Genomic DNA, 11,896 nt, shown 5'->3' on the forward strand with positions numbered 1-11,896 from the left:
CCCCCACCACCAGCCATCGCGTGTAACCCGTCATTCGCGCTACCTCCATTGGATGTGACGAACCCAAGGCTGGGGGTGATGGCGCGTGGAGGCATCGTCCTGGATGGCTGTCGCCGTCGGTTCGCCCACCCTGCCTGCCGTGGGGTGGGCGCTCGCCGGGCCGTCCGCCAGTGAGCAGGCGTCAGCGTTCGCGACGGAGCACGAGCAGCGCGTACTCCAGTCCACCATCCATCAGGCCCTGCTGCAGCCACAGGTGGTCGCGCTGCGACTCCATCCGCACGGCGTTGAGCGCGGCGCGCAGGTCCCGGGCGTTCGCGGGCGCATGCTCCATGTGCTCGTGGACGAGCAGCTCCGACGTCAGCGTCCAGAAGCCCACCGTGCGCGCGGACACGTCGTCATGCACCTCCAGCTCCAGGCCCGCTTCCTGCGCGGCGGCGAGCAACCCCCTCACGCTGCCCAGGCGCGTGCGCCACGCGTCGCTGGAGGGATGCACCACGAGGGGGCGCACCCAGAAACAGTCCGCGATGGCCAGCACGCCGCCGGGCTTGAGCCAGCTGCGCGCGGCGCGCAGCCAGTCCGCGCGGGGCAGGGCGCACGCGTTCTCCACGGCGATGAGGGCATCGAAGCACGCGCGGCCCTGGAGCTCCTCCGGCGAGGCCAGCCGGGCCTGCACGCGGTCCCCCACGCCCGCCTCGTGCGCGAACCGGCGCACCTGCTCCAGGTGCGCGGGCACGTTCACCATCGCCGTCACGCGGGCGCGGTGTTCCTGGGCCCAGTACAGCGCGCTGCCGCCCAGGCCGCTGCCCACGTCCATCACGTCGCCGCCGTCCGGGAAGCGGCCCATGGCGCGCGCCAGCTCCGCGAGCAGCGCCTCCTGCGAGGCCCGCAGCCGCTCGCGCAGCTCCAGGGCCGGCGTGCCGGGCGCGGGCAGCCGGTCCACCAGTCCCATGTGGCAGTGCACGCGGGGGCCGGGGCCGAAGCGCGCGAGTCCGCGCGTGGCGAGGGCTTCATGGTAGGCGCGCAGGTCGTTCGGGAGCGCGGGCATGCGCGCGCCGCCGCTGGCCGGGAGCGATTCGCCGTCCTCGCCCCGGCCCGGTTCAAGCGGGGTGGGGAGCGTCTTGTGGAAGGCTCTCAGGGTCTTCATCGGTACTCCCGGGGCAGGAGGATGCGAAGCAGGGCGCCGCCGCCCGGCCCGTTGTGGCGATGCAGCAGGCCACCGCTGGCGCGCAGCAGGCACTCGCTGGTGTAGAGGCCCAGCCCGGTGCCCTGGGGCTTGGTCGTGTAGAGCTCCTCCGCGGGCGCGGTGAGCCGTTCCGGTAGGAAGCCGGGTCCGTCGTCCTCGATTTCAACCTCCAGTCGTCCGCTGAGGGGTTCGGTGCGAGCGCGGATGAAGACCTGGGAAGCGCCCTGTTCGCCATTGCCCTCGCATGCGTTGACAACCAGGTTCTCCACCACCCGGCGCAGCGTGAGCGGGCCTCCGCGCAGGAGCGCGAGCTGGGGGCGCGGCGGTTCCAGCTCCACGTGGATGTCCACGTCCGGGAAGCGCAGGGCGACGTGGGCCTGCACGGCCTCCAGCACCGACCCCAGCTCCACGGGTTCGGGTTCGGTGCCGGCGAAGCGGCGGCCCTTGGCGCGCACCTCCTTCACCATCTCCTGGATTTGCCGGAGGCTGTCCTGGAGCTGCCGGGCCTGGTCCTCGAACTCGGAGCGCGCCAGGGTGCCGCGCTGGGCGCCGAAGGCCTTCATCATGTCCGCGGCGCTGCCGGCGTGGAGCAGGGCCTGGTCCATGTCGTGGTGGTGGCGCAGCATCTCCGCCATGGCCTGGGTGAGCCGGCCCACGTCGCGCTCCTGCTGTTCGATGAGCTGCGCGTGCACGGCGGCGCGAAGGCGCTCCGCGTCCGTGCGGGCCTGGTCATGCCGCACGGCGAAGGCGCCCAGGTACAGCTGGGCGGCGAGGGCGGAGGGCATCACGACGGCGAAGAGCACCACGTGGTCGGGGCTGACGCGCAGGGGCAGGGCGCACAGCAAGGCCACGAGCGTGCCCACCGCGAGGAAGGGCTGGCGCCACGTCACGCGGTACTGGCGGCCATGCACCGCGGTGGTGAAGACGAGCACCATGCCGAAGACGACGGCCCCCGGCATCGCTGAGAGCGCCATGAGGCTGGCGAGGAAGAAGTGCCGCAGGGCCAGGCAGGGCAGCCGCCACAGCCAGCCCCAGGTGGCCAGCCGATTCCGGCGCGAGTGCACCATGGAGAAAGCCAGTCCGTTGACGATGCCGGGCAGGAAGCACGCGAACGCGGTGGAGAAGGGGAGGGCGAAGAAGGTGCGCGCGCCGGGGGCCCACGCGATGACGGCGAGCAGCGCGGTGCCGGAGAGGACGGTGACCAGGAAGGAGCCCACGCGTTCGGAGGCGAGGATGGGGCCCGCGTCCTGGGCGCGCATCCAGCGGCGGAACGCCGTCACCACCACGGAGGAGGACTCCACAGGGGCCTTCATGCGCGCGCACCGCGAGGCATGAGGCTGTAGGACCGCGACGCGGTGTCACCTGCGCGAAGCCAGACACGGGAGTGCCCGGACGGATGGGTGAATCCCCGATGCGGCCTCATGCTGGTCACCCCCCTCCACCAAGCACCGCCTGCTGCGTCGTGAAGCAAAGGCGAACCCGCGTTCCCGGTCAAACCGGAGGGCGGGGCACTGTTGGCCAGTCCGCCGTGCTCGCATGTCGTCCCGGTGCGTTACGCGCTTGGGTGTGCGTGTGGGGCGGGGTAGAGGGGGCGGCCATGCGTGACAGAATCCAGACGGTGTTGCGGCAGCTGGTCCAGTCCCCGGAGCTGGAGGTGCGGTGGCTGCAGACGTTGTCGCTGCTGGAGTTCATCGGGGCGCGGAAGATTTCGCGCACGGTGGCGGACCGGCATCCGACGTTGGAGGTGTTGGGGCACCTGGCGGACGAGACGCGCCACGCCTTCACCTTCAAGCGGCTGGCGTGCGAGGTGGCGGGCCGGGAGGACGTGACGGAGTTCCTGAGCGTGGGCGCGGCGTCCACGTGGTTCCAGTCGCTGGACCGGGAGCTTGCGACGTGGGCTGTGCAGGTGACGGGACAGACGGACGTGCACCTGCACTACCTGCTCACCACGGCGGTGGTGGAGCGCCGGGCGATGGTGCTCTATCCGCTCTACAAGGCGGCGACGCGGCACGCGGTGGTGCGCGAGGAGCTGGGCCGCGTGGTGGTGGAGGAGCAGAGCCACCGGCGCGCCATCGAGGACGCCTGCGAGCAGCGCCTGTCCAAGGTGGGCGTGACGCTGGAGCCCGCGCTCGCGCTGGAGGCGCGCCTGTTCGAGACGTTCCTCGGCGTGCTGGAGAAGGACGTGGCGACGGCGCTCGAAGGGATGAAGGCGGCCTGACGGGCCGGATTGCAAAACCCTGGCGCGGGGACTAATTGAATCACTTCCGCATCAGAAGTGATTCAGAAGTGCCCGCCAGGGAGCGCCCGCCATGTCCCACCGCCTGCAGCCCACTGTTTCGGACCCCGTCATGGAGCAGGTCCAGCGGCTGCGGCGCGAGCTGGGAGGGGACATCTCGGAGGTCATCACCGAGGCCATCAGCCTGTTGGACAAGGTGGTGCTGGAGGCGCGGCGCGGCGCGCGGCTCACGTTCGTGCCCCTCCAGCCCGGGCAGCCGGTGCGCGAGTACAGCTCCCCGGCGCTGACCCGCCTGGAATGGAAGGCGCTGGAGGAGCAGTCCATCGTCCTCCCCGCGAAGGACTTCGACCGGGTCGCCGCCGCGGTGGAAGCTCCGCCGAAGCCGGCACGCGCATTGCGTGAGCTCTCCCGCCGCCGTCGGCGAGAGCGTCCTTGAACAAACCGAAGGCCCCCGTCATCCCCGCGCCGTACACCCAGGCCCTGAGCCGCGAGGACGCGGCCAGTGGCTTCCAGTGCGAGCACGAAGCGCTCAACCGCTTCTTCCGACAGGACGCGGGGCAGAACCAGCGGCGGGACGTCAGTCGCACCTGGGTGCTGCACCGTCCGGACACCCGGCCCGACTGGCCCCGGGTGCTCGGCTACTACACGCTCTCCGTGGGACAGGTGTCGCGGTCCGAGGCGCCCGAGGACGTCATCAAGCGCCTGCCGCGCTATCCCCTTCCGGCGGTCGTCATCGGAAGGCTCGCCCGGGACTCGCGCGTCCGTGGCGCGGGAGTGGGTGAGCAATTGCTGGACGATGCGCACCGACGGGCGCTGGCTGTCGGTGAGAACGCGGGCGTCGTGCTCGTCATCGTGGATGCGAAGGACGCTCCCGCGGAGCGCTTCTACGCGCGCTTCGGCTACCGACCGCTCCTGTCGTCCTTGCCTGACGCGCCGGACTGGCCCCGGAGGCTGTTCCTGCCCTCGAGCCACCTGCGCGCCTCCTTCGAGGACGACGCCTGAAGCCTCAATCCTCGTCCGGCGCGTCCGGCCGGTCCTCGCCGCCGCCCGTGCCGGACAGCACCAGCTTGGAGCCATTCCACGTGGCCTGGAGGTTCCGGGCCCGGCGCGCGCGCTTGCGGCTCAGCTCCACGCCCACCGCGTCCAGGCCCAGCGCGTTGGCCACCGCGAGCGCCGTGCCGTGGCCGCAGAACGGATCCACCACCGTGCGCGTGCGCGTCTGCTCCAGGATGAAGCGGCACGCCACCAGACACGCGGACAGCCCCATGCCGCGCGTCCACGTCACCTCTCCGGCCTCCGGCAGCACGTCCGCGGTGGACTTCCCCGCGTCCGCCTTCAGCCCCCGGGAGAAGCACAACAGGTGCGAGTACGCCGGCCGCCCGAACGTCACCGTCCCCGGCGTCCTGCGACACACCACCTTGTGCCAGAGCGTCTCACAGCCCGCGGCCTCCGCCGCCTTGGACACCAGGTAGCCCTTGTCCACCCAGGCCCCGTCCTTCTTCACGTCGGACTGGTAGAACACCGCCACCCCGTCCTCCGGCACCCGCGACAACACCCGCGCCGCCGCCCCCACGAACCAGTCCTTCCACTGCGCCACCGTGAGCGATGGGAACTCGGAGACGTCCGGCATGGACGCAATCACCGAGCACCCCTCCAGCACCGGGCGTGCGTCCAGCCACGCCAGCGCGTCCTCGCAGTACACCGTGCGCTTCACTCCCGCCGTCCCGCTCCGCGCGTCATCCGTCATGCCGCGACGCATTCTGCCAGAGCACGCACCCGCTCCCACCTTCATTCCCTCCATGCCCTACCTCCTGGGGAAGCCCGTCCTTTCAGGGAACAGGCAACCCCCGAGCATATGGACGCCCCCGCTCGGTCGTGGCTTGCTACACTTTCCGTCTAACCCTGCTTCACCCACTCCCCCCGGAGTAAGGATTCCCCTCATGCCCACGACGACCGCGACGGATGGCACGCCTTTGCACTACCGGGTGATGGGGGACGGGCCCCGCTCGGTGGTGTTGGTGCATGGGTGGATGGTGTCGGGCGCGGTGTGGGACGCGATGATTGAGAAGCTGGACCTGACGGGGCTCCGGCTGGTGGTGCCGGACCACCGGGGCACCGGCCAGTCCGGGCGGCCGACGTCTGGCTATTCGCTGGAGCAGTACGCGAAGGACGTGCTCGCGGTGGCGGACCACGCGGGGGCGAAGCGCTTCGCGCTGGTGGGCCACAGCATGGGTGGGCAGATCGCCAAGTGGGTCGCGTCGGATGCGCCGGAGCGCGTGACGGGGCTGGTGCTGCTCAACTCGGTGCCCGCGTCGGGGCTGCCCCTGCCTCCGGACGCGGCGGGCCTGTTCCGCACGTCGGCGGGGGACCGGGAGAAGCAGAAGACCATCCTGGGCCTGGCCTGCAAGCAGCTGTCCCCGGAGTCGCTGGAGACGCTGTTGAAGGACTCCGGCGGCGTGTCGAAGGAGGCCATCGAGCAGTGCTTCGACGCCTGGACGGCAGGAGGCTTCGCGCACCGGCTGGCGTCCATCACGGCGCCCACGCTGGTGGTGGCCACGGATGATCCGTTCCTGCCGCCGCTGTTCCTCAAGCAGGCGGTGGTGGCGCCCATCCAGAACGCGCGGCTGACGCACCTGCCGGGACCGGGGCACTACCCGCAGGTGGAGCGTCCGGCGGAGACGGCGGCGCTGTTGGGAGCATTCCTCGCGGGCAGCTCCGCCCAGGCCTGAAGCAGCATCCGCCAGTTGGTTGGAACGGGAAGCAGGAGCAAGCGCGATGGCCTGGAGCATGTCCTTCGAACACGACGCTGAACACGACGTGGTCACGGCGAACTTCACCGACTGCATCCTCGCGACCGACGAGGACGTGTTCCGCTGGCGCCGCGAGGTGGAGGCGCAGTTCGCGAAGTTCAACGGCCGGGTGGACCTGCTCATCAACCTGGACGGGCTGGTGGTGCGCCACACCGCGGGGCGCACCTTCGGCAAGGAGCGCCGCGAGGTGCTGGAGCGCAACACGCACCGCTCGTTCCGCTACGGCGGCGACGACATGACGCGCATGTTCATCTCCACCAGCGGCGCCATCAACGGCGCGGCGGTGAACCACTTCGCCACGCGCGAGGCCGCCCTGGCCGCGCTGCTGGCGGAGCGGGATGCCCTGCGCAAGCGCGGCTTCACGCCCTTCACGTCCAACTACCGCAGCACCAAGCTCTGAGGCTCAGGCTTCGGGCCGGGGCCAGCGCTTCGTCTTGACGTATTCGCGCTTCAGCTCCGGCTTCGGGTCGGGCGCGTCCAGCGGCTCCTCCACGATTTCAAAGAGCCCGTTGTCGAACGGCCTGCCGGGGGCCGGGGCCCTGGGCAGCAGCCGTTCGCGCACGCCTTGCGCGGCGCGGGCCTTCGCCCGGTAGTGGCAGTAGGGGTTGTTGCCCGGCCGGCCGAACAGCGCGTGCGCGGTGAAGCTGCATCCGGCCATGCACGTCTGGGCGAACGGGCACGTGCGGCAGAAGCCCCACAGGTCCTCCACCGTGCGCGTCCGGGTGAAGGCGAGCTGGGGCGTGTCGTTCCAGATGCGCTCCAGCGGTTGCTCGCGCAGGTTGCCTCCCACGTAGTGGGCGGTCTGGAGGGAGGGGCAGCCCTTCACGGCGCCGTTGGACTCGATGCCCATCACGTACCGGCCCGCCTGACAGCCCCGCCAGTGGTCGCGGCCGTCCGCGTGCACGGAGCGCAGCCGTCCCTCCTCCGGCCCGAAGTAGCCCAGGTTGTTGCCCGGCATGACGATGATGCGGTCCTGGCGCGCGTGCAGTTTCAGCCGGTCGATGCGCGGCATCAGGTCCACCAGGTCCCACGGTTGCAGCAGCAGGTCCGGGCGGTCCGCCGCGCGCCCGAGCGGCGCGGTGATCTGCACCTGCCACGCCCCGATGCCCTGCGTGCGCAGGTGGGCATAGAGGCCCTCCAGGTCGCCCTGGTTCAGCCGGTTGAGGTTGGTGTTGGCGGCGGTGCGCACGCCCGCCGCCTTCAGGAACCCGAGCGCCGCGGTCGCGGAAGCGAAGCTGCCCCGCGCCGCGCGCATGATGTCGTGCGTGGGCTCCAGTCCGTCGATGCTGACCGACGCCGCGTACAGTCCCGCTTGCGCCATCCGAACGGCCAGCTCCGCGGTGATGCCGCGTCCCCCCGTCGTCAGGCCCGGACGGATCCCCGCGGCCTTCAGCGCCTGGATGATGTCGAGGAACCCCGGGTGCAGGTACGCCTCGCCGCCAATGAGCACCACCTCCCGGGCGCGCAGGGCCGCCAGCTGCGTCACCACGCCCAGCGCCTCCTCGGTGCTCAGCTCGCCGGGCCGCGCGGTGCCCGCCCGCGAACCGCAGTGCGTACAGGGTTGGTCACACGCCAGCGTCAGCTCCCACACCACGTAGGCGGGGTGGTAGTCGGCGCGGCCCACATCCAGGCGACGGTTCACCATGGGGCGCAGCCTAGCGGGACACTCCTGTCGGGTGCACCCGTGACAGTCCTGTCCTGATGGGACGCTTCCCGGAGACCGCGCGGGCCCGTCCTGCTGGAACTCCCGGGGCTTGGGATGGCACCTTGTTTGCTGTTCGCCAGCGGGCTTCAGCCCCTACTCCGACAAGGATGTCCTGCATGTCCCCGCTGTCGAGCTGTCCGTCCTGCCAGGGTTTCAATCCGGCCGCCGCCCAGGCGTGCCTCCACTGTCAGCGTCCCCTGGGGCAGGGGCGTCCCCGGCGGACGGCCTCGTGGATGGCCACGCTGTGGACGCTCACGGGGGCCAGCGCGACGGCGCTCACGCTGATGGCCTGCTATGGCATGCCGCCGTGCGAGGACGGGACCTTCGACTGCTGGGAACCGCCGGACGCGGGCAACTGCGACGTGAGGGCGGAGGCGGATGGGGGTTCGCTGGACGCGGGGGACGTGGACGCGGGGGACTGCGTGCCCGTGACGACCGACGCGGGCGTGGAGTCCGACGCGGGGCCGTGAGCTACACACCGGCGAACCACTCGTAGCCCCGGTCCTCCCAGTAGCCGCCGCTGGCCTCTGGGAGGAACCGCACGGTGGTGAGGTACTTCACCATCTTGTAGCCCAGCTTCACCGCCGAATAGAGCCGCAGGGGCGCGCCGTGGCCGGGTTCGAGCAACTGGCCGTTCATGCCGTACGCAAGGATCGTCTGGGCATGCAGGGCGCTTGGCGCGTCCCACGACGAGTAATAGCCATTGTCGAACGAGCGGAACTCCACGAAGCCCGCGCGCGGGTCGGCGCCCACGGCTTGCGCCAGGTCGCTGACGCGCACGCCGTGCCATGACGCCACCGCGCTCCAGCCCTCCACGCAGTGGTGGCGGATCCGGTAGCCGGTGCGGGGCAGCCGCTGCAATTCCTCCAGCGAGAAGGAGCGCGGCTGGGACACGAGTCCGCCCACGTCCAACCGCCAGCCGGCGGGAGCCAGGGGCACGGTGTCGGAGATGAAGTAGTGGGGGAAGTCGTCGGGAGGGGTGAGCTGCTCGACGGGCTCCTCGGGGGCGAGCCGGGAGGGGCTGAAGAGGGCGGTCTGCGCGCGCTGGTTGAAGCGCTCCATCACGCCGAGGAAGCCCTCGCGGGGGCGGCTGGAATCACACGCGCTGGTGGCGAGCGCGGCGGCGCCCAGGAGGACGCGGCGGCGGGTGAGGACTCGGCGCCCGGGCTCAGACACGAGGCCTCCTCCCGCCGGTCACCATCTCCCCGAAGGTGCGCGGGTGCAGGGCGACGAGCAGCACGTGGCCCACGGTGAAGAGGGCGAGCAGCGCGAGCAGCAGCAGGTGCACCGCGCGCGCCGGGTCGTAGCCGCCGAAGAGCGAGGTGAGCCAGCGCAACTGCACGGGCTTGTGGAGCGCGAGGCCGGACAGGACGGACAGCGCGCCCAGGCCGAGCGCGGATGTGTACGCCAGCCGCTGGAGGCCGTTGTAGAGGCCGACCTGCTCGGGCGCGGGGCGGATCCGCAGGTAGTACGCGAGCGTGGCCACGGCGTTCTGGGTGTCGCGCCGGGGGAGGAACAGGCGGCGTCGCCACTCGCCACTGAAGGCGAGGTAGAGCACGTACACGACGCCATTGAGGGCGAGGAACCAGCCGAACGCGAAGTGCCAGTGTCGCGCGCCCGCGAGCCAGTCCCCCAAGCGCAGCCACGAAGGGGGCACGGCGCCCTGAAAGGGATAGAGCGCGTAGGGCTGGCCGCGCGGGCCCATGCGCGGATACGCGGCGAGGATCTGCAAGCCACTGGCGGCCAGGATGGCGAGCAGCGGCACGTTGGCCCAATGCGTGAGGCGGATGGGCCACGGCTGGGGACGGCGCTGTTCAGGCGGGTGCACGCGGTGGAGCACAGCACCGGGACGCAAGCGACAGCCACGCGGTGGGACGCCGGCTGCGGGTTGGAGAACGTCGCCGAGGACCTTCGTCGGACAGCGGATGGAGGGCTCGCGCGCAGGGGCGGGGCGATGGGCTCCCCATGCATGCGAGCGAGCGAGGGCTTCAGTAGGTGCCCGCGCCCGCCCGGAGGTCGCGGGCGAGTGGCGGCCACTGGACGACGCGCCGCGCGGACGTGCTTGGAGACCCCGGTGAATTGGACGTGGCAGGGCGACCCGGTATCGTCTCCCTTTGCCCCCAGCGACTTCCGAGGACGGTGCGACCATGCGACGAATCCATGCGGTGCACCTGGCGGGAGCCCTGCTGCTGACCACGTTCGGTTGCGTGCAGTCGGAGCCCTCCTTCGAGGTGGCGCCGTCCGGCGGCGCGCGGCTGGTGGTCGCGATGCCCCGTTCCCTGGAGTCGACGCGCGTGGCGGAGGTGACGTCCACGGCGACGAACGCCTCGGGCAAGGAGGTGCCGTCGACGCTGGCTCTGGACACGAACCTGTGGGTCGGCAAGGTGGAGCCGGTGACGTCGCCGGGAGAAACCGTGGGCCTGCGCGTGGAGGCCCGGGATGGCGCGGGCGCGGTGGTGGCCTCGGTGAGCGTGCCGACGGTGGAGCTGGCGCGGTATGGCGATGCGCTGGTCGTCGCGGTGCCCCAGCCGGAGGCCGCCCCGGTCAGCACGGCGCCGCGCATCGACGCGGTGGTGGCCTCGGCGTCGCGGGTGATTCCGGGCCAGCGCGTGGAGTTGCGTGCGTGGGCGCGCGGCCAGGCGGAAGGTGATGCGCTGGGCTACGCGTGGAGCGCTCCCGGAGATTCGCTGGAGTGCCCGGAGGACTCCACCCAGCCCACGTGTACGTGGACGGTCCCCGCGAGCGCCAAAAACGCGGACGTGGTGCTGGGGCTCATCGTCACGGATCCGCGAGGCGCGGCCTCCTCGCTCAGCTTCCGGTTCGCGTTGGGTGGGGTGGGCGCGGTGGCTTCGAATGAGAACATCCAGTTCAACCGCTACCCCGTGCTGGAAGCGGCGGTGGAGACCCAGCAGGTGGGCGTGGAGCAGCCGCTCTCCCTGGAGGCGAAGGCCACGGACGATGACGGGGATGCGCTGACCTACGCGTGGAGCGCCACCTGCGCGGGCACCTTCGAGGGAGGCAACACGTCCCGCGTGGTCTTCACTCCCACGGAGGAGCCCGAGGGCTGTGGCTGCCAGGTGAAGGCCATCGTGAATGATGACTTCACGGGGGCGGACTCGGAGGTGGTCGCGAACCTGTGCGTGCGGCGGAGCGAACCGCCGGTCCTCGGGACTCTGTCCCAGTCCGCCCCGAGCGCGCGTGCGGGCGAGCTGGTGACCTTCACCGCGACGGCGACGGACCCCCGGGGCGAGCCGCTGACCTTCACCTGGACCTCGAGCGCGGGCGCGGTGGGCACGGCGGTGGGAGACGGCACGACGGGCACGGTGGCCTGGACGGAGCTGTCCTGCCTGCCGGCGGATGTCACGCCCACGGTGGAGGTGACGGTGACGAACGCGTCGGGTTCGAGCGTGCGGCACACCTTCACGGTGGAGTGGACGGACCGGCGCTGCGGCGCGCTGGCGGGAGCGTGCGCGTTCACGATGGCGCAGGCGCAGGTGGCGCTGTCCACCGACTGCGTGACGCAGGGGCCCGTCTTCATCCCGGACGGCTTCACGTTCGACGGGGCGACGCACACGATGACGGCGGTGGAGGACGCAGCGGCGGGGGAGCACTTCCAGGGTGCGGTGCTGCGCAACCGGGGGACGGTGGCGCGCGTGCGCAACGTGACGGTGACGGCGCGGAACCTGTCGGACGTGTGTGACGCGGGCGCGGCCCGGCTGCGCGGCATCTTCCTGGAGGGCGCGAGCGGCGGCGTCGAGGACACGGTGGTGGCGGACCTGCACCAGAAGGAGAACCGGAGCGGGTGCCAGGAAGGCGTCGCCATCGAGGTGCGCAACGAAGCGGCCGGTGCCTCCGCGGTGTCGGTGGACGTCCGGCGCAACCGGTTGACGGGCTACCAGAAGGGCGGCGTGTTGGTGGCGGGGCGGGTGCAAGCGACGGTGGAGGCCAACGTGATGGAGGGC

General features: G+C 71.4%; 12 protein-coding genes and 1 pseudogene. 7 read left to right on the top strand and 6 right to left on the bottom strand.

Going from position 1 to position 11,896, the window contains the following annotated elements; all coding sequences use genetic code 11:
* Positions 1 to 181: 181 nt before the first annotated feature.
* Both D7X74_RS32755 and D7X74_RS32760 read right to left on the bottom strand, forming a co-directional pair.
* On the bottom strand, positions 182 to 1,144 hold the full coding sequence (locus tag D7X74_RS32755; protein ID WP_233602356.1) for a methyltransferase domain-containing protein: 963 nt from the start codon (positions 1,142 to 1,144) through the stop codon (positions 182 to 184).
* Positions 1,141 to 2,496: a sensor histidine kinase gene (locus tag D7X74_RS32760; protein WP_120536939.1), complete on the bottom strand. Its 1,356-nt coding sequence runs from the start codon at positions 2,494 to 2,496 to the stop codon at positions 1,141 to 1,143. Before D7X74_RS32760 ends, D7X74_RS32755 begins: the two co-directional genes overlap by 4 nt.
* A 284-nt stretch (positions 2,497 to 2,780) precedes the next feature.
* On the opposite strand from D7X74_RS32760, the gene D7X74_RS32765 reads away from it, so the two are divergent.
* From D7X74_RS32765 to D7X74_RS32775, 3 genes are all read left to right on the top strand, one after another.
* Positions 2,781 to 3,401: a hypothetical protein gene (locus D7X74_RS32765; protein ID WP_120536940.1), complete on the top strand. Its 621-nt coding sequence runs from the start codon at positions 2,781 to 2,783 to the stop codon at positions 3,399 to 3,401.
* A gap of 91 nt (positions 3,402 to 3,492) precedes the next feature.
* Positions 3,493 to 3,855, top strand: a complete 363-nt coding sequence (locus D7X74_RS32770; protein WP_120536941.1) for a hypothetical protein — start codon at positions 3,493 to 3,495, stop codon at positions 3,853 to 3,855.
* Positions 3,852 to 4,421 carry a GNAT family N-acetyltransferase gene (locus D7X74_RS32775; protein ID WP_120536942.1) on the top strand — a complete coding sequence of 190 codons (570 nt, stop codon included), beginning with the start codon at positions 3,852 to 3,854 and terminating at the stop codon, positions 4,419 to 4,421. The genes D7X74_RS32770 and D7X74_RS32775 overlap by 4 nt, the downstream gene beginning before the upstream one ends.
* 4 nt (positions 4,422 to 4,425) lie before the next feature.
* On the opposite strand, the gene D7X74_RS32780 is transcribed toward D7X74_RS32775, so the two are convergent.
* Positions 4,426 to 5,166 carry an SAM-dependent methyltransferase gene (locus tag D7X74_RS32780; RefSeq protein ID WP_120536949.1) on the bottom strand — a complete coding sequence of 247 codons (741 nt, stop codon included), beginning with the start codon at positions 5,164 to 5,166 and terminating at the stop codon, positions 4,426 to 4,428.
* A gap of 193 nt (positions 5,167 to 5,359) precedes the next feature.
* On the opposite strand from D7X74_RS32780, the gene D7X74_RS32785 reads away from it, so the two are divergent.
* Positions 5,360 to 6,148, top strand: a complete 789-nt coding sequence (locus D7X74_RS32785; protein WP_120536943.1) for an alpha/beta fold hydrolase — start codon at positions 5,360 to 5,362, stop codon at positions 6,146 to 6,148.
* 46 nt (positions 6,149 to 6,194) lie between these two features.
* Positions 6,195 to 6,629, top strand: a complete 435-nt coding sequence (locus D7X74_RS32790) for a hypothetical protein (protein ID WP_120536944.1) — start codon at positions 6,195 to 6,197, stop codon at positions 6,627 to 6,629.
* A gap of 3 nt (positions 6,630 to 6,632) precedes the next feature.
* Here D7X74_RS32790 and D7X74_RS32795 read toward each other — a convergent pair whose 3' ends face one another.
* On the bottom strand, positions 6,633 to 7,874 hold the full coding sequence (locus D7X74_RS32795) for a radical SAM/SPASM domain-containing protein (RefSeq protein WP_120536945.1): 1,242 nt from the start codon (positions 7,872 to 7,874) through the stop codon (positions 6,633 to 6,635).
* A gap of 176 nt (positions 7,875 to 8,050) precedes the next feature.
* Here D7X74_RS32795 and D7X74_RS32800 point away from each other — a divergent pair, with 176 nt between their 5' ends.
* The gene (locus D7X74_RS32800; RefSeq protein ID WP_147446763.1) at positions 8,051 to 8,404 is read left to right on the top strand and encodes a hypothetical protein; all 354 of its coding nucleotides are present in this window, start codon (positions 8,051 to 8,053) and stop codon (positions 8,402 to 8,404) included.
* Between the two features lies 1 nt (position 8,405).
* Here D7X74_RS32800 and D7X74_RS32805 read toward each other — a convergent pair whose 3' ends face one another.
* A complete protein-coding gene (locus tag D7X74_RS32805; RefSeq protein WP_120536947.1) occupies positions 8,406 to 9,110 on the bottom strand; it encodes a molybdopterin-dependent oxidoreductase in 705 nt (234 codons plus the stop codon).
* A complete protein-coding gene (locus tag D7X74_RS32810) occupies positions 9,103 to 9,762 on the bottom strand; it encodes a cytochrome b/b6 domain-containing protein (RefSeq protein WP_120536950.1) in 660 nt (219 codons plus the stop codon). The genes D7X74_RS32805 and D7X74_RS32810 overlap by 8 nt, the downstream gene beginning before the upstream one ends.
* A 319-nt stretch (positions 9,763 to 10,081) precedes the next feature.
* On the opposite strand from D7X74_RS32810, the pseudogene D7X74_RS32815 reads away from it, so the two are divergent.
* A pseudogene (locus tag D7X74_RS32815) lies at positions 10,082 to 11,896 on the top strand (right-handed parallel beta-helix repeat-containing protein); the annotation flags it as partial.

The organism is Corallococcus sp. CA047B (assembly GCF_003612065.1).
Classification (GTDB): Bacteria; Myxococcota; Myxococcia; order Myxococcales; family Myxococcaceae; genus Corallococcus; species Corallococcus praedator.

Bases quoted from the DNA above. Each gene is read 5' to 3' on its own strand.
- D7X74_RS32790 (WP_120536944.1), top strand. From the start codon at position 6,195: ATGGCCTGGAGCATGTCCTTCGAACACGACGCTGAACACGACGTGGTC.
- D7X74_RS32780 (WP_120536949.1), bottom strand. From the start codon at position 5,166: ATGACGGATGACGCGCGGAGCGGGACGGCGGGAGTGAAGCGCACGGTG.
- D7X74_RS32800 (WP_147446763.1), top strand. From the start codon at position 8,051: ATGTCCCCGCTGTCGAGCTGTCCGTCCTGCCAGGGTTTCAATCCGGCC.
- D7X74_RS32760 (WP_120536939.1), bottom strand. From the start codon at position 2,496: ATGAAGGCCCCTGTGGAGTCCTCCTCCGTGGTGGTGACGGCGTTCCGC.
- D7X74_RS32795 (WP_120536945.1), bottom strand. From the start codon at position 7,874: ATGGTGAACCGTCGCCTGGATGTGGGCCGCGCCGACTACCACCCCGCC.
- D7X74_RS32770 (WP_120536941.1), top strand. From the start codon at position 3,493: ATGTCCCACCGCCTGCAGCCCACTGTTTCGGACCCCGTCATGGAGCAG.
- D7X74_RS32785 (WP_120536943.1), top strand. From the start codon at position 5,360: ATGCCCACGACGACCGCGACGGATGGCACGCCTTTGCACTACCGGGTG.
- D7X74_RS32765 (WP_120536940.1), top strand. From the start codon at position 2,781: ATGCGTGACAGAATCCAGACGGTGTTGCGGCAGCTGGTCCAGTCCCCG.
- D7X74_RS32755 (WP_233602356.1), bottom strand. From the start codon at position 1,144: ATGAAGACCCTGAGAGCCTTCCACAAGACGCTCCCCACCCCGCTTGAA.